Genomic DNA, 23,296 nt, shown 5'->3' on the forward strand with positions numbered 1-23,296 from the left:
AAAGGCGGGGGTTGGGCAATGCGACGTTGGGAATGGATGGGCGGATAGCGGACAGGCAGGACAGGGTCAGTGTTCGTTTATCGAACGGTGTTTTCCTGTGCCGGCCTCTTCGCGGGCTTGCCCGCTCCCACAGGATCGCCGCAGCCCTCTGGGCCTGTGCAAGGCTCTGTGGGAGCGGGCGTGCCCGCGAAGAGGCCGGCACAAACAGTAGATAACTCAGTGCACAGCCACATCCTGCCGCCCTGCCCACCCTTGGCTCCTTGCCCGGTACTGCCGCGGGGCAATGGCGAACAGCTCACGGAAGCGCCGGTAGAAATGCGGGAAGCTGACAAACCCGCTGGCCACCGCCACTTCGGTCAATGACTTGCTGGTGTGCTGCAGCAACTGTCGTGCATGGGTCAACCGCAGCTCCAGATAGTAACGCGGCGGCGTGGCCTGTACATGCCGGCGGAACAGGCGCTCCAGATGCCGCCTGGACAAGCCGGCATGCTCGGCGATCTCGTCGATGCCGATCGGGTCTTCGATATTGGCGTGCATCAGCTCCAGGGCCAGGCGCACGCCGTTGGGCAGGCTTGGGTCGATTTCCGGCGAGCTGGCAGGTGCATCACTCAGTACCCGCGCCCGGTCGCACGCCAGCATCTGCTCCACGGCGCGGCGCAACGCTACGCCACCGCACTGTTCAAGCAGCGCCAGCATCATGTCCAGCGCGCTACTGGCACCTGCGCAGCTCATGCGCCGGCGGTCCAGCACATGGGCCTGGCGGCTGATCCGCACCTTGGGGAACAGCTCGCTCATCATCGCCCGGCCATCGGGGTGGAAGGCGCAATCATGGTCGTTGAGCAAACCGGCTTCGGCCAGGAAGTAGGCACCGTTCCACAAACCGCCCAGCTGGCAGCCGTGCTGGTCGGCCTGACGCAGCCTGGCGCGCAGCATCGGTGCGGTTTCCAGGCGCACACGGAAGCCGCCGCACACCAGCAGGCAGTCCAGGCCTTGCACCTCCAGGTCGGCCAGCTGGGTGTTGATCGGCAGGGCGATGCCAAGGTCACTCATCACCTGGGTACCCTCACCCACTACCTGAATCTGGAACAACGGCGTGGCACTCATCAGGTTGGCGGTGACCAGACTGTCCATGGCGGCGGTGAAGGCCATCATCGAGAAGTGCTCGCGCAGGACGAAGGCGACACGCTGGCATGGCATCGACAGCGAAGTGCGGATGGCCGGGTCCAGGTGGGCCAGGTTGGTGTTCTTGAGGATGCTTTCGAAGTGGCTCATGGCTATTAACTCAACAGCGGAAATCGCGGTGGCTTCTTCGCGGGCTTGCCCGCTCCCACAGGGAAACCACACAACTCAAGCCTGTGGTGATCCTGTGGGAGCGGGCAAGCCCGCGAAGAAGCCAGCACTGATGGAACAGGTTACTTGCTGGCCTGTGCAGCCGCGTCACGCGATGCCTGCAGCCACTGGTCGAACTGCTGGCGGTGCGCCGCTACCCATTCCTTGGCATGGCGGGTGATGTCGGCAGGCTTCTTCTCGCCCTGCTGCATCTTCAGGTTCTGGTTGCTCTCGTCGTCGGTGCTGATCTGCACCAGCGACAGGAACTTCAGCGCTGCCGGGTTCTCTTCGGCAAAGTCCTTGTTCAGCACGGCCACCACCTTGTCGATGGCAAAGCCGAGGTTTTTGCCGTGGTACATCGTGTCGACATCATTCTTGCCATCCGGCAGGTCGGTCTTCGGCACTTCCAGCCAGACCACGTCCTTGCCCTCGACCAGCACGCTGGCGATCCACTGTGGCACCCAGGTGAAGTAGAAGATCGGCTTGCCTTCCTTGTAACGGGTGATGGTGTCGGCCATCAGCGCAAAGTAGGAGCCCTGGTTGACGGTGATGCTCTTGTCCAGGTCGTAGGCTTTCATGTGGTGGGCAATCACCAGCTCGCAACCCCAGCCCGGGTTGCAACCGGTCATGTCGGCCTTGCCGTCACCGTCGGTGTCGAACAGCTTGGCGATCTCTGGCTTTTTGAGGTCGGTGATGTACTTGATGTTGTACTGGTCAGCGGTTTTCTTGTCGATCAGGTAGCCTTGGGCCACGCCCGGCAGAATGTCGCCGGTCTTGACCATCACATCGTCACCACCGGCCTGCTGGTAAAACTGGTTGTGCAGTTTGTCCCACAGGTGCACGGTGAAGTCGGCATCGCCGTTGGCGAGGGCCACCATCATCACGCCGTACTCGGTCTCCTTAGGCTCCTGGACCTTGTAGCCCAGCTCGCGCAGGCCTTCCATGGCCACTTCGCCACGGAAGCGCTCTTCGGCGATGGAGGGGAAGATCGGCGTAACCTTCACGCCCTCCCCCGGTTTTTCGGCCGAGGCGTGCGCGCCCAGCGCGGCTGCCACCAGGGTCAGCGCAGTGGCGCATTTGAGGATGCTGCGGGAGAACTTGGATTCGTGCATCGTCGCTTACCTTCTTCTGATTTTTATCTTCAAGTGCGGCAGATCGAACGTCTCAAAAGCCTTGCAGTGCTCAGGCGGTCTTGCGCCGCCCTTGCGGTTGCGCCACGCCACACAGGCGCATGACCACGCCTGCCGGGCCGGTGTGGTACCAGCGCAGGCTCGGGTCGGCGCTGGTGCGGGCGCCCATGGCCTGGGTCAGGCGGTCAAGGAAGATCGCCAGCAGCACCAGCCCTACGCCACCGACCGTGGCCAGGCCCATGTCGAGGCGGCCGATACCGCGCAGGACCATCTGGCCCAGGCCGCCGACGGAAATCATCGAGGCGATCACCACCATTGACAGCGACAGCATCAAGGTCTGGTTGAGGCCGGCCATGATGGTCGAGGTGGCCAGCGGCAGCTGCACGCGGGTCAGCATCTGCCGTGGGGTGCAGCCGAAGGCACGGGCGGCCTCGATCTTGTCTTCCGGCACCTGGCGAATGCCCAGGTTGGTCAGGCGCACCAGTGGCGGCAAGGCGAACACGATGGTTACCAGCACGCCGGGCACGTTGCCAATGCCGAACAGCATCACCACCGGTACCAGGTAGACGAAGGCCGGCAGGGTCTGCATGGCGTCGAGCAGCGGGCGGATGATGCGCTCCAGGCGGTCGCTGCGGGCACACAGGATGCCCAGCGGAATGCCGATGACCGCGCAGAAGAACACCGAGGTCAGCACCAGCGCCAGGGTGGTCATGGATTCGGCCCACACGCCGATCAGCCCTAGCAGGGTCAGGGTGACGAAGCACAGCACGGCCATGCGCTTGCCGGCCAGCTGCCAGCCCAGCAGCGAGGAGAGGATGATGCCGATGGTGGGTGGGATGCTCTGCAGGGTGAACTCGATGCCATTGAGCACCTGGTCGATCGGCCAGCGGATGGCGCGGAACACCTCGCGGAAGTTGTGCACCAGGAAGTTGAGGGTGGCGGTGACCCAGTCGCCCAAGGGGATGGTGGCCGCCTGGAACGGGTCGAGAATGCTGAATTCGGACATGAGGGTGTACCTCTGGGTATTAGTGGCGGCTCAGGGTCTGCAACAGCTCGTTCTTCGACAGCGTGCCCTTGAAGGCGCCCTGGCGGTCGAGCACCGGTACCGGGTACGGCAGGTCGGCCGCCACCCCGAGCACTTCGTGCAGTGGCGTATCGGTGTACACCGGGCACTGCTCGTGCAGGCTGTAACGCTCACTGGCGGTAGCGCCGTTGGCGTCGGTGTCGACCACGCCCAGCAACTGCCCGCGGTCGTCGACCAGGTAGCCGAACGGCACGCCGGCCTGGAAGCTCGGTGCCTTGCCGTTGACCTTGCACACCACCGCCGGGTCGAACTTGGCCACATCACCGGCCTTGAGCACCCGCGAGCTGTCGAAGCTCTTGAAGAAGGTGCGCACGTAGTCGTTGGCCGGCTGGTTGATCAGCTCCTGCGGGGTGCCGATCTGCACCACGCGGCCACCTTCCATGATCGCGATGCGATGGCCGATGCGGATGGCTTCCTCGATGTCGTGGGAAATGAAGATGATGGTGCGCTGCTGCTCGGCCTGCAGGCGGATCAGCTCGCCCTGCATCTCGCTGCGGATCAGCGGGTCGAGCGCGGAGAACGCCTCGTCCATCAGCAGGATCGCCGGGTCGTTGGCCAGGGCCCGGGCCAGGCCTACACGCTGCTGCATGCCGCCAGACAACTGGTGCGGGTAGCTGTTTTCATGGCCGGCCAGGCCAACCTGGCTCAATGCTTCACGGGCGCGGCTGTGGCGTTCGGCCTCCGCTACGCCGGCAATTTCCAGGCCGAACGCGGTGTTTTCCAGCACGCTCATGTGCGGCATCAGCGCAAAGGACTGGAACACCATGCCCATTTCCTTGCGGCGCACATCCAGCAGGGCTTTGTCGGAGAGCCCGGTGATTTCCTTGCCGTTGAGGTGAATGCTGCCGGAGGTGGGCTCGATCAGGCGGTTGAACAGCCGCACCATGGTCGACTTGCCCGAACCGGACAGGCCCATGATGACGAAGATTTCGCCACGCTTGACGGAAAAGCTTGCATCGAACACGCCGACGACGTGGCCGGTCTTGCTGAAGATTTCGTTCTTGTCGGCCCCCTTGCGGAGCATCTCCATGGCCATGTTCGGGTTGGGACCGAACACTTTGAAGATGTTTTTTACCGAAAGAATCTCATCGGCATGGCTCATACGACCCTCTTTATTATGCTTATTAACCAATCTTTCAACATCGCACTTTCAATAAGGCGGGTAGAGATCAGTGCGAGTACGCTTGGCAGTCCGTTCAAATTCGAACGTGAGTCAAAACCGGCACGCAGAATGTCCTGCTTCAAAGTTGTCCGACTATCGATGTCTCGAATGTCGCGCCGTGGGTTTAACGTTAGGCCTTGATCCAGAGCGGGTCCAACGACATTTGTTTCACGCAAACCATTACCTGAAGTTATCAATCAGGACCTGAGCCCCGAGCCAGAGCCTGGCGCAGTGCGCTTGAATGCAGGCGCAGCCTTGTGCTGCGAAGAGACCGGCTCATACACTTGAGCCTTGGGTGCCTGTAGGGGCCCTTTCGCAGCACAAGGCTGCTCCTACAAAGGACCTGCACCCCACCGACATGGTCAGACACTCCGAACCCGATCAGACGCTGATCAAGATGCCCTCGCTGCGTGCGGTCAAAGTCTTCGTCGCCGCCGCCAAGTACCAGAACTTCACCCGCGCCGCCGAGGCGCTGTGCGTGACCCAGGCAGCGGTCAGCCGGCAAATCCGCGAATTGGAAACCTACCTGGGCGCCGAGTTGTTCACCCGCGTGGGCCGTGCGGTGGAGCTGACGGTGGCCGGCTCGATCTTCTTCGATGCGGTGCAGTTGTCGTTCGTCAACATTTCCCAGGCTGCCGAGCGCATTCGCAGCAACACCAACAGCAAGCAGGTGGTCACCCTGTGCTGTTCGCCGGCCTTCGCCGCCTTGTGGATGGGGCCGCGGATGCCGAGGTTCTTCGATGAGAACCCGGACATCGACATCAACCTGGTGACCACGCAGAACTTCCTGGCCATGGAGCCCGGGGTGCGCCCGGACATCTACATCACCAAACTGGGCAAGGTGCAGGCGGGCTACAGCTCGCACCAGCTCAACCACGACGTGATCTACCCGGTGTGCACGCCGCTGTACCTGGCGCAGCACCCAGAGGTGCGTACCCTGCAGGGGCTGCGCGATGGCACGTTGTTGAACCTCAGCCCTTATGGCCGCTCGCAGGTGGCCGAACACGTGGACTGGAACGTCTGGCTGGCGTTCCATGACATCGACCTGAAAAGCCGCGCCAACACCGGCCCGCACTTCTTCAATGCCAACGATTACAACCTGCTGGTGCAGCTGGCCCTGGGTGGCCAGGGCGTGGCGCTGGGCTGGCACCACCTGGTAGAGCCGCTGGTGGCCCAAGGGCTGCTGGCAAGGCCGGTGGAAGAGGAACTGGTGCTCAAGGATACCTTCCACTTCCTGGCGTTCAACGAAGACAAGGACCATGACTCCAGTTGCTGCCGCTTGCGGGACTGGTTGCTGGCGGAGTTTCAGCCGTTGCTGGAGTCGTTGCGTACCCGCTGAATGTCGGTTGCCTGTGCTGGCCCCTTCGCGGGCACGCCCGCTCCCACAGGGATATCACCAGCCTGAAGGGCGATGAAGTACCTGTGGGAGCGGGCATGCCCGCGAAGAGGCCGGTACAGGCAACCCGGAACCGCCCACTTCACTGCACCGGCAGGAAGTTCATCAACAACAGGCTTTGCGCATAATTCAAGCCAATCCGCCTGTACCGCTCATCCAGCAACTCCGCCAGCAAATCCAGCCGTGCCACGATCTTGCCAAACTCAACGGCAAAACTCAGGTTGCTGCCCTCTTCCGAGATTTCGTTGGAGAACAACAGCAGCACGCCATTGGCATCCTGCCGCTGGCTCAGCATCCAGGTGGCCTTCTCGATATTGCGCGCCGCGTTGTTGACGAACAGCGGATCGATGGTATCGGTCATGTAGAACTCGGTACGGCCGCCGTGCGCGGTGATCAGCATGCTGCCGATGGCGTAGATGAAGGCGCCGACCCGGTCACCGCGAAACTCGGGGCTCAGGGCATAGCTCAAGGCGGCCAGGTCGCGACGGTTGCCCAGTTGCGGCAAGGGCTGGCGTTGTTCGATGGCGATACGGATCTGCCGCTCGGCAGTGGCAGCGTCCACGTAGCCGGACAGCTTCCACTGGTTGGGGTTGCGCAGGTAAAGCTTGTTCATCAGCAGGTACAAGCTCTGCAGATTGTCGCGCATGGACAGCGTGGCCAGGCGGTCGACGCTGGTCTGGAACAGTTCGCTGGGCTTGCCGTTGCCGAGCTGGTTGACCATGTCGCGACCCTGCTGCTGGGTGCAGGCGCACAGGCATGTGAGGGCGCCTGCCAATAGCAGGCGGAGGAAGAATTTTGGCTTGCTTGCAACCATCGGCACCGGGTCGATATTCGGCGGCCGCACCGGGGATCAGTGTGGCCTGGCCAAACATAGAGCCCGGAAATTGGAAAAAGTGCGGTGATCGGGGGGGTTGGATACCTGTGCCGGCCTCTTCGCGGGCTTGCCCGCTCCCACAGGGACCGCACAGCCCGCAGCACCTGTGATGAACCTGTGGGAGCGGGCAAGCCCGCGAAGGGGCCGGCACAAGCAACACATGAATCACATGGCGTGACGCAACATCTCCACCACCTGTGCATGCAGCGCCGGGTCACCACAGGCCACCACGCACCCGCCATTCTGCGCGCTGCTGCCATCCCACGCCGTGATCACCCCGCCCGCCCCTTCAATGATCGGCATCAGCGCCTGCACGTCATACGGCTGCAGGCTCGCCTCGACGATCACGTCGACAAACCCGGAAGCCAGCATGCAGTAGGCATAGCAATCGCCACCGTAGCGCATCAGGCGCGCCTTGCCGGCAACGGCCTCGAACGCAGCCTTGCGCGCGGCGGTATCGAACATGTCCGGGGTGGTGCACATCAGCGTGGCCGAGGCCAGGTCGGCACAGGCGCGGGTCTGCAACGGCGTACCGCTGCGCCAGGCGCCTTCCGGTGTGCCGACAAAGCGTTCGCCGGTGAACGGCTGGTTCATCACCCCTACCACCGGGCGCGTGCCGTCGTTCAGGGCAATCAGCGTGCCCCACAGCGGCAGGCCGGTGATGAAGGCACGGGTACCGTCGATCGGGTCGAGCACCCAGGTCAGCGGGCTGCTGCCGACTGCCACGCCGGCTTCTTCACCGAGGATGCCGTGGTCGGGGTAGCGGGCCTGGATCAGCTCGCGCATGGCGTCCTCGGCTGCCTTGTCGGCCACGGTCACCGGGTCGTACAGGCGCCCCCCCTTGTCCTCGACGTCCAGGCTGGCGCGAAAGTATGGCTTGATCGCCACGGCAGCAGCATCGGCCAGCTGCTCGGCGAAGGCGCGGAATTCACCGATCTGTTCAGCACTCAGGGACATGGGGCGGGCCTCGTGAAAATGATGGGGCCCGCATAATACCCGACACACCGTGCCGCGCCAGCCTCCGTCGGCTGCTCATGCGGCCCTGCGCGGTCTAGACTGAACAAGACCAGACACCGGGGGGCTGCCACACGTGGAGGTGTGAGATGAGCCAGTTCAAGCGTCTGTTCGTCATGCTCGGCCCGCAGATGCGCCACACGCCAGCGCTGCAACGCGCTGCGGCGTTGGCGGAATCCAGCGGTGCCTTGCTGGATATCAACGTGTTCGTCGACGATGTCGACACCTTCGGTTTGATGAGCGATAGCCGCGAGCGTGAGCGACTGCTCAGCGACAACCGCCAATGGCTGGCGGACGAAGCCGAACAACTGGCCAACGCCGGCCTGGATGTGTCTACCGAACTGCTGCTGACCCGCGACCCGCTGGGCAGCGTGCTGGAGCGGGTGGAACGGCTGGGTTGCGACCTGCTGATCAAGGACGTGCAGCACGAACCGGTGCTCAAGCGCCTGCTGGTAACGCCTCTGGACTGGCAGTTGCTGAAGGACAGCCCGGTAGCCGTGCACCTGGTCAGCGATATCCGCCTGCCGCTGCCCCGGCAGATTGCCGCCGCGGTGGACCTGAACAGCCATGGCGCCGGCGAGCACCTGGATGAGCAGGTGATCCATTGCGCCCATGCCCTGGCCCTGCAGTGCAATGCCGAACTGCACCTGCTGCATGTGTGCGACGCGGCCAAGACCCACATTGCCGACTTCGGCGCCGGCACGGTGACCATGCCTGGCTTCGATGTCAGCGTGCGCACCGCGCAGCGTGCGGCGTTCAACCGGCTGGGCGACCACCACCAGATCCCGCTGGAGCGCAGGCACTTCCTGGAAGGGGCCGCGATCAAGGTGATTGCCCAGTTCGTCGGGCACAGCCGGGCGGATGTGATCGTGATGGGCAGCCACCGGCATGACGCCATGCAGACGTTCCTGGGCGGGACCACGGTGCATGTGCTGGAGCATCCGCTGTGCAATGTGCTGGCGATCAAGGCGGTTCGCTGAGAGCTGCTGCACCTGGACTGGCCTATTCGCGGGCACGCCCGCTCCCACAGGTCATGCACAAAGCCTGAGCCTGTGACGAACCTGTGGGAGCGGGCGTGCCCGCGAAGAATCCAGCACAAATTCCACTTGGTATCTGGTACACCAGTCCCACACAAAAAGAATGCATTTGATAATGATTCGTAGTAGTTTCTCGGCGCTTGCCCACCCTACCCTCAGCGCCCTACTCCAGGATCGTACCGTCGATGCGTCGCACGTTCGTTTCGCTTTGTGTGCTTCATGCTGTCTCCCCGCTGGTCTTTGCCGAGCCTGAACCGCTCAGCGAACCCACCCAGATCGAACTCCAGGCCCTGAACATCACCAGCAGCGCCGACAGCGAACGTGCCGATGGCCCGGTCGAGGGTTACAAGGCTACCCGCTCGGCCAGCGCCACTCGCACCGACACTGCCCTGCACGAAACCCCGCAATCGGTCAGCGTGGTGCCCAAGGATGTACTGGAAGACACCGGCGCCACGCGTCTGCAGGACGGCCTGGACTACGCCGGCGGCGTCGGCCGCGCCAACAACTTCGGCGGCCAGGGCCTGACCACCTTCACCGTGCGTGGCTTCACCACCGGCGAGTTCTACCGCAACGGTTTCCCGATCAACCGCGGCTACCCCAACGCCCCCGACGCCAACACCGTCGAACGCCTGGAAGTGATCCGTGGCCCGGCCAGCAGCCTGTACGGCCGTGGCGACCCAGGCGGCACCTTCAACGTGGTCAGCAAGCAGCCGCTGCCAGAGTCGAAAGTCACCCTGGGCAGCCAGTTCGATGACCAGGGCATGCACCGCGCTACCCTGGACGCTACCGGGCCGCTGAATCAGGACGGCTCGCTGGCCTACCGCCTGAACCTGCTGGGCGAAGGTGGCGAAAGCTTCCGTGACGACGTGGAAAGCGAGCGCTATGACGTGGCGCCGGTGCTCAGCTGGCAGGTCAACGACAGCACGAAGATCGTCTTCGAGGGCGATTTCATGCGCAACAACCACCCGCTGGACCGTGGCCTGACCCGCTACGCCACCCAGACTGGCAGCGCCTCGCGCGACACCTATATCTGGGAAAAAGGCAGCGACAACCTTCTGCACAACGACAACAACATGGCTCAGGTGCGTTTCGAACACCTGCTCAACGATAACTGGACGCTGGGTGGCGGGTTCCAGTTTTTGGATGGCTCGCTCAAGGGTAATGCTGTCGAAGCCAATGGCGCACCCGCAGACGGCCGCACGCTGCAGCGAAACTTCAACTATCGCAAGCTGGAGTGGACTGATCGCGATTGGCAACTGAACCTGACCGGGCATTTCGATACAGGAGCGTTCAGCCACACCCTGCTGACTGGCATCGAGTACGAGAACTACCACTACAGTTCGATCATTCGACGTTCCACCGCGCCCTACACGATTGATATCTACAACCCGGTACTAGGCCAGCCGAGGCCGGAGCTGGCAGCGGTACCAACCACCTGGGACAGCGAGAAGCTCGAGACCTGGGCGTATTTCATCCAGGACCAGGTGGCCCTGACTGAGCGCTTGAAGGCACTTGCAGGTGTACGCTTCGAGCGTTTCGAGCATGACTACGACGACAAGCGGTCCGCAAACCGAGATTTCAGCAAAGGCGAGAATGGCGTCACCCCGCGCGTTGGCCTGATCTACGACCTGACCGAAACTGTCGCTGTCTATGCCAACACCGCCCGTTCGTTCAAGCCTAACAGCGGCGCCAGCCTGCAAGGTTCGGGCTTCGACCCGGAGAAAGGCAAATCGTATGAGCTGGGTGTCAAATGGGAAGCGCCGGACCGTCAGCTGAGCGTTGACGCGGCGATCTACCACATCGTCAAGGAAAATGTGCTGACACGCGACCCGGCGGACCCCAACTACAACCTTGCCGCTGGCGAAGTACGTAGCCGTGGTCTGGACATCAACATCGCCGGCAACCTGACGCCGGAGTGGCGCGTGATCGGTGGTTATGCCTACGTTGACGCTGAAGTGACCAAGGACAACCGCCTGCCCTCTGGCACCCGGCTGGCGAACATTCCAAGGAACAGCTTCAGCCTGCTCAACACCTACGAATTCCAGGACGGATTGGCCAAAGGCCTTGGGCTGGGGGTTGGGGTGAAGTACGTCGATGACCGCAATGGCCAGACCGAGGCAGTGACTTACAACATGGACCAGTACACCGTTGTCGACCTGCTGGCCTTTTACAAGGTCAACGACAACATTCGCCTCAATCTCGACCTGAAGAACCTCTTCAACAAGGAATACGACGAGGGAGCATTCAACTTCTACGCCTACCCGGGTGCGCCGCGGACGGTGCAGGCTGGGGTTTCGTATACCTTCTGACCGTTCTTGGGGCTGCTTTGCAGCCCATCGCCGGCAAGCCAGCTCCCACCTCGACCGCATCGTCCCAGCCATACGCGGTCCCTGTGGGAGCTGGCTTGCCGGCGATGGGCCGCAAAGCGGCCCCCGGTCTCAGAACCCTTTGCTGTAGAACAGCGAGTACGACTCGATGCCGTCGTTAGGCTGCTTGAGCCCCGCGTTGGAGTAATGCATCGCGCGGATCCCCACCTTCTGCTCCCCCGGCAGTTTCAGGCCGAAGCCGATGCGGTCTTCGAAGTTGACCGACGAGCCCAGGCGCTGGTCGCCCACGTCGGTCTTGGAAAACGCCGCCAGACCAATGCCGGCCTCGATGTACGGGGTATAGGTGAAACCGCTGAACTCGTAGGTGAACACCGGGCTGAACGACAGCGAGTGCGCGCCACTGGCCTCACCGCCTTCCCAATAGGTGTAGGCCGCATCCCAGTATCCGGTCAGATGACCGGTGCTGCTTTCCAGCCATTTCTTGTCCCAGTCGAACGACAGGCCGATACGGTAGGTCATGTCACCTTGGCCAGTGGCGCCAATGGCGCCGCTCACCTGCGCTGCCTGGGCCAGATTCGCCCCGGCAAAGGCCAGCACTGCAGCAGCCAGCGAAGCTGCTAGACGGGTTTTCATCAATGACTTCTCCTGATGGTCTATACGGCAAGTGGGGGCTTGGGCCCCTCGATCTTATGTGGTGACCGGATGCATCCAGACCGGTCACACGAAGTAATACTTTTCTGATTATCGACCAGATAAACAGAAAGTTGAAAGTGAATTGCCACCATTGGCTAATACCCTGCGCCAGCATCTGCCATGCCGAACAGCAGCGGTCAGTCGTATTCCGCCTCTTGGTGTTCGCCCAGCAGGCGCCTTTGCCTGGGTGTGGCCTCCTCCAGCACCTGCGGGTTGAAACGCCAGTTCAGGTACGGCGAAAACTTCTGCGCGACCATGCGCCGGCCATAGTGCACTTGCAGCATGTCGCGCTCGCGTGACTGGGTGCAGTTGGCCCCGCCGCTGTGCCAGACATCGCTGCGAAACACCAGCGCGTCCCCTGCCTTGCACAGCACCGGCTGGGCATCACGGCCCTGCCAGTGTTGCTCGCCAGCCTGTGGTGGCCGCGCCGCGCGGTGGCTGCCGGGCACAATCCAGGTCGGCCCGATGTGATGGTCGATATCGCTGAGGTACAGCTGCGCAGTCAGGATCTGCGGGGGCTGGGTGAAGTCGCCGCGCTCGCTGAGCCAGTCGGGCAACTGCATGGGCAGATGGTCCAGGTGCAGGGCCACGCCGGGGTAACCCGGGTGGCTGCGCCAGGCGGTCTGGCCGATCACATGGCAGTCGGCACCCAGTGCCGCTTCGGCCAGGGCGATCAGCGGCGGCAGGTCGAGAAAGGGCAACCACAATGGGTTGCGGTTGAACACGCACTTGTAGTGTTCCAGCAGCCCCTGGTAATCCCAGTGGATGGGCTGCAAGTCATCGATGGCGCAGCGCAGCAAGGCGATACGCAAGGGTTCGAGCACACCGGGGAGCAACACATAGCCCCGCTCGTCCAACATCTCCAGCTGAAGGTCCAGGCTCATGGCGATGCGCTCCTTTCAGGCAGGAGTACATCCGTACTCCTGCCCTCTTTTTCATCAACGCCAGTTCAGGTTCACGGTCGCGGGGGTCTTGCCATTCACGGTCACCAATTGCTGCACCGTCTCACCCTGGGCGTTGCCAGTCACTTTGTATTTGCCGGGAGGCAACTGCACATACAGCAGCGGCCCGGCATCCGTAAGGCTGAGCACGGGCTGGCCCTGTGCATTCTGGATGTCGACGGTGGCACCGCTCTGGAACTTGCCTTCCGGGCCGGTGGAGAGTTCCACATGCAGGTCATAGCCCGGGGTCTTGCGCAGGGCGTTGGCTTCATCCTGGCCGATGCCGCCTTGCAGGTAGCGGACGCCGTTCTGCTCCTGCTGTTGCAGTTGCACGGCCTGCATGTCGATGGGGGCATTGAGGTCGGCGGCGGCCGCCAGGGTCCATGGCAGCGCCAGGGTGATCAGCAGCGCCGCGCCGAGGGCATAGTGATGGTTACGCATGGTACGACCCTCCTTTCGAGGATGGCTTACCTATTATCTGATCCTTCGGGCGTAACGGCGTTCGTGCTGATGCATGGTCGTCTTGATGAAATTCGCATCGATGGTGTGAATATTGCGCTGGAACATCAGGTTGCGCGCCCTTCCTCAAGCAGTTTCACGAACATGCTCAAACTGCGCGATACCGTGCCCCGGCGCCACACCAGCCAGGTCTTCAGGTAACGGAAATCCTCCGACATCGGCCAGGCACTGACGGTGCTGCAACCGGGCATGTTGTCGAGCATGCTGCGCGGCATCATGGCCAGGCCGGCGCCGGCGCTGACGCAGGCCAGCATGCCGTGGTACGACTCCATTTCGTGGATCTTGCCCGGCACCGCCTGGTCCTGCACGAACCAGTTCTCGAAGTGGTGGCGGTACGAACAGTTGGCGCGGAAGGCGTAGATGCTTTCGCCGTTGACGTCCTGGGCGCGGGTTACCGGGGCGTGGTTGAGCGGCGCGATGACCATCATTTCTTCCTCGAACACCGGCATGCCTTCCAGCGTCGGGTGCAGCACCGGCCCGTCGACGAACGCCGCCACCAGGCGGCCAGACAACACGCCTTCGAGCATGGTCCCGGACGGCCCGGTGGACAGGTCCAGGTCGACCTTGGGGTAGCGCTGGTTGTAGGCCGCCAGCAAGGCCGGGATGCGCACCGCGGCCGTGCTTTCCAGCGACCCCAGGGCGAAGGTGCCTTGCGGGTCTTCACCGGCCACGGTCAACCGCGCCTCATGCACCAGGTCGAGGATGCGCCGGGTGTATTCGAGGAAGTTCCAGCCTGCGGGGGACAGGCGCAGGCGGCTCTTCTCGCGGATGAACAGCTCCACGCCCAGGTCCTCCTCCAGTTGCTTGATACGCGTGGTCAGGTTCGACGGCACCCGATGGATATGCTGCGCGGCGGCACTGATGCTGCCCTGCTCTGCCACGGCCTTGAAGATCTCCAGTTGCACCAGGTCCACAGCCTTTCTCCAAACGTGAATGTTTCGCTCATTATTATTCAGTTTTCATTAAAGCCATAGCCCACTAGTCTGGCGTCACGGTTCAACAACAACGAGAGTGTCCCGCCATGAGCGCGATCAGCAGCCTGACCCACGCCATCTCCCTCGACCCGTACAGCGGCGAGCAGATCGGCGCCTACCCGTTCGACACCGACGCCGCACTGGAAGCGGCGCTGCAACGCGCCAAGGTTGGCTACCGCCAGTGGCGCCAGGTGTCGCTGGGTCAGCGCAGCGAGTACCTGCTTGCCCTGGCCAGAACCCTCGAAACCAAGGCCGAAGCCTTCGCGCAAATGATCAGCCGCGAAATCGGCAAGCCTGTCGCCCAGGCCCGTGGTGAAGTCAGCAAGTGCGTCGGCCTGTGCCGCTGGTACGCCGAACATGGCCCGGCCATGCTCGCCGCCGAGCCGACCCAGGTCGAGAAAGCCCGCATCGAATACCGCCCGCTGGGCCCGATCCTGGCCGTGATGCCTTGGAACTTCCCGGTCTGGCAGGTATTGCGCGGCGCCGTGCCGGCGATCCTGGCCGGCAACACCTACGTACTCAAGCACGCGCCGAACGTGATGGGCAGCGCCTACCTGCTGGGCGAGCTGTTCAAGGATGCCGGCCTGCCGGAAGGCGTGTTCGAAGTGCTGAACGTGACCCCGGACGGCGTCACCCGCGCCATCAACGACCCGCGCATCGCCGCCGTGACCCTGACCGGCAGCGTGCGTGCCGGCATGGCGATTGGTGCGCAAGCCGGCGCCGCGCTGAAGAAGTGCGTGCTGGAGCTGGGCGGTTCCGACCCGTTCATCGTGCTGGCCGACGCCGACCTGGATGCCGCCGTGAAAGCAGCCGTGATCGGCCGTTACCAGAACACCGGCCAGGTCTGCGCTGCGGCCAAGCGCCTGATCGTCGAGGAAAGCATCGTTGACGAATTCACCCGCAAGTTCGTCGAGGCCACTCGCGAGCTGAAGGTCGGCAACCCGCTGGAAGAAGGTACCTACATCGGCCCGATGGCCCGTTACGACCTGCGCGACGAGCTGGATGGCCAGGTCCAGGCGACCATCGCCGAAGGCGCCACCCTGCTGCTGGGCGGCCACAAGGTCGATGGCGTTGCCAACTTCTACGCGCCGACCGTGTTCGCCAACGTCACCCCCCAGATGACTGCGTTCAAGCAGGAGCTGTTCGGCCCGGTGGCGGCGATCATCAGCGCACGTGATGCGGAGCATGCGGTGGAGCTGGCCAACGACAGCGAGTTCGGCCTGGCCTCGACCATCTACACCGCCGACTACGCGCTGGCCGAGCGCATGACCGCGGCGCTGGATACCGGCGGCGTGTTCATCAACGGCTATTGCGCTTCCGACCCCCGCGTGGCGTTTGGCGGGGTGAAGAAGAGCGGCTTCGGGCGTGAGCTGTCGCACTTTGGTGTGCGTGAGTTCACCAATGCCCAGACTGTGTGGCTGGACCGTAACTGATTCATGACCCTGGGGCTGCTTTGCAGCCCTGTGGGAGCGGGTTTACCCGCGAATCAGGCGACACGGTGCCCGGCACCGGCTGCGCCGGTGTTCGCGGGTGAACCCGCTCCCACAAGGACTTTGAAGGGCTGAAAAAGCGGCCCCAGGGCTCAATCCCGAACCTGGTCCTTGACCCAGTCCAGCATCCCCCCCGGCACGATCAGTTCATGCCGCGCCCGCGAACAGGCGGTGTACAACCCCGCCAGCATCCGCGCCCGTTCATTGCGGTTCCCGGCCACCTGCGGCGCTACCATCAGCTCCGGCGACACCATCACCCGGGCGAACTCCATGTTCTTCACATCCCGCACCCGCCCCAGGAACAGCTTGGGCGCCTTGTCCCAACGGTAACGGCTCTTGGCCCTGGCGAAGTGCTCTGGCGTGTAACCCTTGCGCAGCATGTTGGCCACGGCGACGAACGCCTTGTCATCACCCTTGTCCTGCTCCAGCGCCTGCCAGCTGGCATAGCGGAACAGCATCGGGTGACGCGGCCGGGTGCCATGGCGGTACAGCTCGATGCAGTCTTCGACGAACAGCTCGAAGTCCTTGCGCGCGCTTTTCAGCAGCACGAACGGCACACCCTGGTGGGTCAGGCGCTGGAACCAGCCAAACAGGCCCCATTCATCGTCGACGATCAATGCCGTGGGCTGTTCCGGCACCGTTACCGCATCGAAGAAGCTGACCCGCGTGTAATGCTCGGCGCTGCCGCTGAAAGCTGCCTGGATCGCCGCCGGGTGGGCCTGGATCAGCGGGTTGAGCACGTTGTCCATCGCCGGCCCGGCCCGCAGCGAGTGGTCGATGTAACGCTGGCGGATGAAGCCGCCATGGTGCGCGCTGAGGCCGTTGAGGTTCTGCAGCTCGTCACCCAGGGCAATGATCGACTGCGGGCTGCGGTCGAGCACGGCAAGCATCGGTGCCGACAGCTCGTGGGCCTCGTCGACGATGACATGGGTGTAGCGGCTGTCGATCACATGACCGGTCAGCGACAGCAGTTTGACCCGGTGGTAGTCGCGCACCGGCAACTGGATTTCCCGTGCCGACGGGCGAATCAGCTCCTGCCAGTACAGCCGTGCCTTTTCCAGCAACACTTCCTGGTCCAGTGGCGTGGTCCCCGGCCCGGCCCAGGGCAGGTGGTGCAACTGCAGCTGGGTGTCGGCGCTGTGGCAGAACGTGCGCACCGCGCGGACGCATAAGGCAACCACATCGCGCGCGGCGAGCGGGCCGATGTCGGGGATGGCCAGCCAACGTACCACCTGCGCATCCTGCGGGCGCCACGAAAGCTTGGTGCGATACGGGTCGCGCAGGCGCCAGCCATTGCTGGTGAGGTCGCGGTTGAGCAGCTCGTCGGCCAGCTGGCCGAAGGTCAGTGCGGTGTAGGCGGCGGCATCCTTGACCCGCGCCTGCAGCGCGCGCAGCTGGCCTTCGGTCAACGCCAGCAACAGCGTGCGCTGCGGCTCGAGCAAACGGGCGAACTGGTGAATCAGGAAGGTCTTGCCGGTGCCGGCAAAGCCCTGAACCGCCACCGACTCATCGATACCACTGAGGAATTCGCGCAGCAGGCGGTTCTGTTGGTCGCTGAGCATCAGGTCGCTGGCCAGGGAAGGCAGGTACACCGGGTGCAGCGGGGTTGCCCGCTGGCGGTAGCTGTCGGCGAACTGGAAGTTCCACTGGCCCTCGGCGTCCAGCAGTTCGTCGGCCTGGTACTCCACCTCGGTCGACAGCAGTGCGATACCGTTTTCGCCCAGCATGCCCAGGCCCATGGCGAAGGCTTCGCGATCGAAGTGCTGCGCCACCTGGCCCGGGAAGCGCCCCGGCGCGGCGCTTTCGACCTCGTTGGCAATGCGCACTATTTCGGCAAAGCGGCGTTCCTGCGCATCCGCCGAGGCGGTGGCGGGCTGGCGCGGCAGGTTCTGCACGAACAGCACTGCGGCGGCGTCGAGGACGCTGGCGGTGGTGAAGAAGTCGGTGGTGGGCTCGCTGGCGAGGCGGTCGGCCTGGTCGCTGGGCAAAGGCAGGTAGAACATCGGCACCTCGGGTGGAATCAGGGCGGCACGATAGCAATTTTCGCTGTGGAATGCTGGGTTGTGTATTGCCTGGGCCGGCCTTTTCGCGGGCTTGCCCGCTCCCACAGGGACCTCACAACGCCTGGCACTGAGGTGACCCTGTGGGAGCAGCTACACCACCAGATTCAGCCCCTGCCCCGCTTCAAAGTCTCGCTGGGAAACTCCTTGAACAACTGCCGGTAACTCTCTGAAAACCTTCCCAAATGCCAGAACGACCAACGCATCGCCACCTCGGCCACGGTCACTTCACCGCCGTGCAGCAGATCGCGCCGCGCACCGTTCAGCCGGCGCAGGCGCAACCAGTGCGCCGGCGGCATCCCGGTATACGCCTTGAAGGCTTGCTGCAACTGACGCAAGGAAACCCCGGCAACATCCGCCAGCTCCACCAGGTTAAGAGTCTCCTCCGGGCAGTCGGCCGCCCACTCGCTCACCCGGCGCATGATCGCCCGTTCCTCGTCACGCCGGCCCAACGCCACGCCCTGCAGGCGCTGGCAGGCGTTGTCGAGGATGAACAGGCAGTCTTCCAGCAGTTGCTCCGCCAGGGCCTGCCCCTGCAGCGGGCAATCCGCCTGGCCCAGGCGGGTCAGCGTCGCGCTCAGCCAGCTGCCGAACAGCGCGTTCTGGCCGCTGCCCAGCGGCACCATGAACAACCCTTCCAGGCGCTGCGGGTCCAGCCCATGGCGGGCCAGGAAGGCCTGGTCGAACACGACCGCCACTTCCTGGTAGTTCTCCGGGGTGATCCAGATGTTGCGGCTCTGTTCGTTCAGCAGGTACAGGCTGTTCTCGCTGCGGTCGAAGCAGAACGCCAGCGAACCGCTGGGTGCGCGGAAAAACTGCTCCACCCGGGTGTTCAACCGCTCCTCGTAGACCTCCACCCCGTCCAGCCCCAGGCAACGCAGCTCTCCGCTGAAATGCCCGGGCGACATCTGCCGGTACTGCTGCTGCCACCCAGGGGTGGCACGTACTTGTTCGGTCACGTCGGTGGTGTGGAAAGCCTGGACTTGCAGGGCATTGGCGGTTGTCACGCTCGGTCCTAGTTGCACTCTTTTGGTGCATTCATTGCCGGAGAAAGTGGATAGATCAGCCATGCGGGCTGCGACCAAGATAGTCTCCAGCGCGTCACCTGGGAAGCGGGACGCCTTCGAAACCGTAGAACGGTTTACGCTGGCACGCTTGCTCCCACACTAAACCCCAACCAAGAGGTCTGTATGAACGCCCCCTTCGATCAGCTGTCCACCTGGCTGAAAGAACACCGGATCACCGAAGTCGAATGCGTGATCAGCGACCTGACCGGCATCGCCCGCGGCAAGATCGCGCCCACCGCCAAGTTTCTCCACGAGCGTGGCATGCGCCTGCCCGAGAGCGTGCTGCTGCAGACGGTCACCGGCGACTACGTTGACGATGACATCTACTACAACCTGCTCGATGCCGCCGACATCGACATGGTCTGCCGCCCAGACCCGAGCGCCGTGTACCAGATCCCGTGGGCGATCGAGCCGACCGCGATCGTGATCCACGACACCTTCGACAAGCAAGGCAACCCCATCGAGCTGTCGCCGCGCAACGTGCTGAAGAAAGTGCTCAAGCTGTATGCCGACAAAGGCTGGCAGCCGATCGTGGCACCGGAGATGGAGTTCTACCTGACCCAGCGCTGCGAAGACCCGGACCTGCCACTGCAAGTGCCGCTGGGGCGTTCCGGCCGTGCCGAAAGCGGCCGCCAGTCGTTCTCGATCGATGCCGCCAACGAATTCGACCCGCTGTTCGAAGATGTCTACGACTGGTGCGAGATCCAGGGCCTGGACCTGGACACGCTGATCCATGAAGACGGCCCGGCGCAGATGGAGATCAACTTCCGCCACGGCGACGCCCTGGACCTGGCCGACCAGATCACCGTGTTCAAGCGCACCATGCGTGAAGCCGCGCTCAAGCACAACGTGGCCGCCACCTTCATGGCCAAGCCGATCACCGACGAGCCCGGCAGTGCCATGCACCTGCACCAGAGCGTGGTCGACATCGCAACCGGCAAGCCGATCTTCGCCAATGAAGACGGCAGCATGAGCCAGCTGTTCCTGTACCACATCGGCGGTTTGCAGAAGTACATCCCCAAGCTGCTGCCGATGTTTGCGCCCAACGTCAACTCGTTCCGCCGCTTCCTGCCGGACACCTCGGCACCGGTGAACGTCGAGTGGGGTGAAGAAAACCGCACCGCCGGCCTGCGCGTGCCCACCTCCAGCCCCGAGGCGATGCGCGTGGAAAACCGCCTGCCGGGCGCCGATGCCAACCCGTACCTGGCCATCGCCGCCAGCCTGCTGTGCGGCTACCTGGGCATGATCGAGCGCATCGAGCCCAGCGCACCGGTGCAGGGCCGTGCCTACGAGCGGCGCAACCTGCGCCTGCCGATCACCATCGAGGACGCCCTGCAGCACATGGAAGACTGCGAGACCGTGCAGCAGTACCTGGGCAAGCAGTTCGTCCAGGGTTACGTAGCGGTCAAGCGCGCCGAGCACGAGAACTACAAGCGCGTGATCAGCTCGTGGGAGCGTGAATTCCTGATGCTGAGCGTCTGATCCACCCAAGGGGTGCTTTGCACCCCATCGCCGCGGTTCGTCGCCACGACAAGCCGGCTCCCACAGGTTCTCCATGAACCTGAAGCCTGTGCTGTACCTGTGGGAGCCGGCTTGCCGGCGATGGGCTGCAAAGCAGCCCCAACACACCGAACGCCAAGAACAAGACCAACGAGGTGTCCCCATGCGTCATCTGCAAACCCTGATCCCCACCGCATTCGCCCTGCTGTTCGCCACCACCACCCAGGCCACCCCCTCGGTCAGCGTTTACAACTGGACCGACTACATCGGCGACACCACCGTGGCCGACTTCCAGGCCAGCAGCGGGATCAAGGTGGTCTATGACGTGTTCGACTCCAACGAAACCCTGGAAGGCAAGCTGCTGGCCGGGCGCACCGGCTATGACGTGGTGGTGCCATCCAACCACTTCCTCGCACGCCAGGCCCAGGCCGGTGCCTTCCTGCCGCTGGACCGCAGCAAGCTGCCCAACTGGCAGCACCTGGACCCCAAGCTGCTCAAGCAGCTTGAGCAGAACGACCCTGGCAACCAGTACGCCGTACCCTACCTGTGGGGTACCAACGGCATCGGCTACAACATCGACAAGGTCAAGGCGGCCCTGGGCGTCGACCATATCGATTCATGGGCGGTGCTGTTCGAGCCCGAGAACCTGAAAAAGCTCAAGCAGTGCGGCGTGGCGTTCATGGACTCGCCCGACGAACTGTTCCCGGCCGTGCTCAACTACCTGGGCATGGACCCGCGCAGCGAAAAACCGGCCGACTACGCCAAGGCGGAAGCCCGCCTGCTCGAACTGCGCCCCTACATCACCTACTTCCACTCCTCCAAGTACGTTTCCGACCTGGCCAATGGCGATGTCTGCGTGGCCTTCGGCTACTCCGGCGACGTGTTCCAGGCCGCCAACCGCGCCGTGGAGGCGAAAAACGGCGTGAAAGTCGCCTACAGCATTCCCAAGGAAGGCAGCAACCTGTGGTTCGACCTGCTGGCCATCCCCAAGGACGCCAACAACCCCGAACAGGCCCTGGCGTTCATCAACTACCTGCTCGACCCCAAGGTGATCGCCAAGGTCAGCGCCACGGTCGGATATGCCAACGCCAACCCCGATGCCCAGGCCTACATGGACGCGTCGCTGGTGAAAAACCCCGAGATCTACCCACCCCAGGACGTGCTGGACAAGCTGTACATCTCCAGCACGCCGAGCCCGAAGATCATGCGCGTCATGACCCGTTCCTGGAGCAAGATCAAGTCCAACCGCTGAGTCGAGAACGCCCATGTCTTTCACTACCCAACACACCGCTTCGTACTATGCCGCCACGGCACGCGATGCAGCGCCCTATCCCAGCCTGGACGGCGAACTGAGCGCCGATGTGTGCGTGGTCGGCGGCGGGCTGACCGGGGTCAATACCGCCCTGGAACTGGCCGAACGCGGGCTCTCGGTGGTGCTGCTTGAAGGCCGGCGCATCGGCTGGGGCGCCAGCGGCCGCAACGGCGGCCAGCTGATTCGCGGCATCGGCCATGACGTCAGCGGCTTTGCCCGACATGTCGGCCAGGACGGCGTGCACTACCTGAAACAGGCCGGCATCGATTCGGTAGCGCTGGTGGCCAGCCGCATCGCCCGGTACGGCATTGCCTGCGACCTGCGCTGGGGCTTCTGCGAACTGGCCAATACCCCAGCGCAGTTCGCCGCATTCAAGGACGAACAGGACGACCTGGCCGCACTCGGTTATCGCCCTGAAACCCGCCTGGTCAGTGCCGACCAGCTGCATGAAATCGTCGCCAGCGACCAGTACGCCGGCGGCCTGGTAGACATGGGCTCGGGCCACCTGCACCCGCTTGACCTGGTCCAGGGCGAAGCCCGCGCCGCCCACGGCCTGGGCGTACGCATCTTCGAGCAGAGCCCGGTGCTGCGCATCGAGCACGGCCCCCGCGTGACCCTGCACACAGCCCGTGGCAAGGTGCGGGCAAGCAGCCTGGTGCTGGGCTGCAACGCCCACCTCGATGAACTGGAACCACGCCTGAGCGGCAAGGTGCTGCCGGCCGGCAGCTACGTGGTGGCTACCGAGCCATTGCCCGAGTCACTAGCCAGCAGCCTGATCCCGCAGAACATGGCGCTGTGTGACCAGAAAGTCGGCCTGGACTATTACCGCCTGACGGCAGACCGGCGCCTGCTGTTCGGCGGCGCCTGCCACTATTCCGGCCGCGACCCCAAGGACATCACCGCCTACATGCGGCCCAAGGTGCTGAAGGTGTTCCCGCAGCTGGCCAACGTGCGTATCGACTACCAGTGGGGCGGCATGATCGGCATCACCGCCAACCGCTTCCCCCAGGTCGGACGCCTCAGCCAGCACCCCAACGTTTACTACGCCCAGGGCTATTCCGGGCATGGGCTGAACGTGACGCACTGGACGGCGAAACTGCTGGCCGAAAGCATCGCCCTCGGCCACAGCCAGGGACTGGACGTGTTCAGCGCGGTGCCACACCTGACCTTCCCCGGCGGCAAGGCACTGCGCTCGCCGCTGCTGGCGCTGGGGATGTTGTGGTATCGACTGCGGGAGGTGCTGGGTTGAGTTCGCCACGAGCTTTGCGGCGTCTGTTAGACCGAGCGCCGCCCGCGCGGCGCTCGGTCTAACAGACGCAGAAAAACTCAAGACAAACCCTTCCAACCCCTCCAACTTTCTACCATTTCACAATCGATTGAACCTACC

The 23,296-nt window shown here is 63.6% G+C and carries 19 protein-coding genes; 7 read left to right on the forward strand and 12 right to left on the reverse strand.

The features are described 5' to 3' along the window. Positions 1–216: 216 nt before the first annotated feature. The 4 genes from CAG44_RS25180 to CAG44_RS25195 form a co-directional block, all read right to left on the reverse strand. Positions 217–1,272 carry a GlxA family transcriptional regulator gene (locus CAG44_RS25180; protein ID WP_085693204.1) on the reverse strand — a complete coding sequence of 352 codons (1,056 nt, stop codon included), beginning with the start codon at positions 1,270–1,272 and terminating at the stop codon, positions 217–219. Between the two features lie 140 nt (positions 1,273–1,412). Then, complete coding sequence (gene proX, locus CAG44_RS25185; protein WP_085693205.1) at positions 1,413–2,441, reverse strand: glycine betaine/L-proline ABC transporter substrate-binding protein ProX; 1,029 nt, start codon at positions 2,439–2,441, stop codon at positions 1,413–1,415. Positions 2,442–2,511: 70 nt separating this feature from the next. Next, positions 2,512–3,465, reverse strand: a complete 954-nt coding sequence (proW, locus tag CAG44_RS25190; RefSeq protein ID WP_085693206.1) for a glycine betaine/L-proline ABC transporter permease ProW — start codon at positions 3,463–3,465, stop codon at positions 2,512–2,514. 19 nt (positions 3,466–3,484) lie between these two features. Next, the gene (locus CAG44_RS25195) at positions 3,485–4,645 is read right to left on the reverse strand and encodes a glycine betaine/L-proline ABC transporter ATP-binding protein (RefSeq protein ID WP_025339033.1); all 1,161 of its coding nucleotides are present in this window, start codon (positions 4,643–4,645) and stop codon (positions 3,485–3,487) included. Positions 4,646–5,063: 418 nt separating this feature from the next. Here CAG44_RS25195 and CAG44_RS25200 point away from each other — a divergent pair, with 418 nt between their 5' ends. Continuing rightward, on the forward strand, positions 5,064–6,044 hold the full coding sequence (locus CAG44_RS25200; RefSeq protein ID WP_025339032.1) for a LysR family transcriptional regulator: 981 nt from the start codon (positions 5,064–5,066) through the stop codon (positions 6,042–6,044). A 139-nt stretch (positions 6,045–6,183) separates the two neighbouring features. On the opposite strand, the gene CAG44_RS25205 is transcribed toward CAG44_RS25200, so the two are convergent. Further along, on the reverse strand, positions 6,184–6,915 hold the full coding sequence (locus CAG44_RS25205) for a hypothetical protein (protein WP_085693224.1): 732 nt from the start codon (positions 6,913–6,915) through the stop codon (positions 6,184–6,186). 225 nt (positions 6,916–7,140) lie between these two features. Beyond that, entirely contained in the window at positions 7,141–7,932 is a 792-nt protein-coding gene (gene hisN / locus CAG44_RS25210) for a histidinol-phosphatase (RefSeq protein WP_085693207.1), read from the reverse strand. A 146-nt stretch (positions 7,933–8,078) separates the two neighbouring features. Between hisN and CAG44_RS25215 the strand changes: the two genes are divergently transcribed. Together CAG44_RS25215 and CAG44_RS25220 are read left to right on the forward strand one after the other, a co-directional pair. After that, the gene (locus tag CAG44_RS25215; protein WP_085693208.1) at positions 8,079–8,969 is read left to right on the forward strand and encodes a universal stress protein; all 891 of its coding nucleotides are present in this window, start codon (positions 8,079–8,081) and stop codon (positions 8,967–8,969) included. Between the two features lie 242 nt (positions 8,970–9,211). Next, positions 9,212–11,335, forward strand: coding sequence for a TonB-dependent siderophore receptor (locus CAG44_RS25220; RefSeq protein ID WP_085693209.1), 2,124 nt, complete (start codon positions 9,212–9,214; stop codon positions 11,333–11,335). 129 nt (positions 11,336–11,464) lie between these two features. Here the strand turns inward: CAG44_RS25220 and CAG44_RS25225 are convergent, their stop codons facing one another. From CAG44_RS25225 to CAG44_RS25240, 4 genes are all read right to left on the reverse strand, one after another. Beyond that, on the reverse strand, positions 11,465–11,986 hold the full coding sequence (locus tag CAG44_RS25225; protein ID WP_085693210.1) for an acyloxyacyl hydrolase: 522 nt from the start codon (positions 11,984–11,986) through the stop codon (positions 11,465–11,467). A 197-nt stretch (positions 11,987–12,183) separates the two neighbouring features. Beyond that, the gene (locus CAG44_RS25230) at positions 12,184–12,930 is read right to left on the reverse strand and encodes a phytanoyl-CoA dioxygenase family protein (RefSeq protein ID WP_085693211.1); all 747 of its coding nucleotides are present in this window, start codon (positions 12,928–12,930) and stop codon (positions 12,184–12,186) included. Positions 12,931–12,984: 54 nt separating this feature from the next. Continuing rightward, entirely contained in the window at positions 12,985–13,428 is a 444-nt protein-coding gene (locus CAG44_RS25235) for a hypothetical protein (RefSeq protein WP_025339026.1), read from the reverse strand. A 125-nt stretch (positions 13,429–13,553) separates the two neighbouring features. Beyond that, complete coding sequence (locus CAG44_RS25240) at positions 13,554–14,420, reverse strand: LysR substrate-binding domain-containing protein (protein ID WP_013972688.1); 867 nt, start codon at positions 14,418–14,420, stop codon at positions 13,554–13,556. Between the two features lie 107 nt (positions 14,421–14,527). Between CAG44_RS25240 and CAG44_RS25245 the strand changes: the two genes are divergently transcribed. After that, positions 14,528–15,913, forward strand: coding sequence for an aldehyde dehydrogenase family protein (locus CAG44_RS25245; RefSeq protein WP_085693212.1), 1,386 nt, complete (start codon positions 14,528–14,530; stop codon positions 15,911–15,913). A gap of 149 nt (positions 15,914–16,062) precedes the next feature. On the opposite strand, the gene CAG44_RS25250 is transcribed toward CAG44_RS25245, so the two are convergent. Continuing rightward, positions 16,063–17,973 (reverse strand): AAA family ATPase, encoded by a 1,911-nt coding sequence (locus CAG44_RS25250; RefSeq protein WP_085693213.1) that lies wholly within the window; start codon positions 17,971–17,973, stop codon positions 16,063–16,065. Between the two features lie 164 nt (positions 17,974–18,137). Further along, on the reverse strand, positions 18,138–19,037 hold the full coding sequence (locus CAG44_RS25255) for a helix-turn-helix domain-containing protein (protein WP_085589571.1): 900 nt from the start codon (positions 19,035–19,037) through the stop codon (positions 18,138–18,140). Positions 19,038–19,220: 183 nt separating this feature from the next. On the opposite strand from CAG44_RS25255, the gene CAG44_RS25260 reads away from it, so the two are divergent. The 3 genes from CAG44_RS25260 to CAG44_RS25270 all read left to right on the forward strand — a co-directional run bounded on the left by CAG44_RS25260 (position 19,221) and on the right by CAG44_RS25270 (position 23,158). Beyond that, positions 19,221–20,579, forward strand: coding sequence for a glutamine synthetase family protein (locus CAG44_RS25260; protein WP_085589569.1), 1,359 nt, complete (start codon positions 19,221–19,223; stop codon positions 20,577–20,579). Positions 20,580–20,760: 181 nt separating this feature from the next. After that, complete coding sequence (locus tag CAG44_RS25265; protein ID WP_085589567.1) at positions 20,761–21,849, forward strand: polyamine ABC transporter substrate-binding protein; 1,089 nt, start codon at positions 20,761–20,763, stop codon at positions 21,847–21,849. Between the two features lie 13 nt (positions 21,850–21,862). Beyond that, positions 21,863–23,158 (forward strand): FAD-binding oxidoreductase, encoded by a 1,296-nt coding sequence (locus CAG44_RS25270; protein ID WP_085589565.1) that lies wholly within the window; start codon positions 21,863–21,865, stop codon positions 23,156–23,158. The last annotated feature ends 138 nt before the right edge of the window (positions 23,159–23,296 follow it).

Origin of the sequence: Pseudomonas sp. B13(2017), assembly GCF_002113245.1 — a bacterium.
Classification (GTDB): domain Bacteria; phylum Pseudomonadota; class Gammaproteobacteria; order Pseudomonadales; family Pseudomonadaceae; genus Aquipseudomonas; species Aquipseudomonas putida_Z.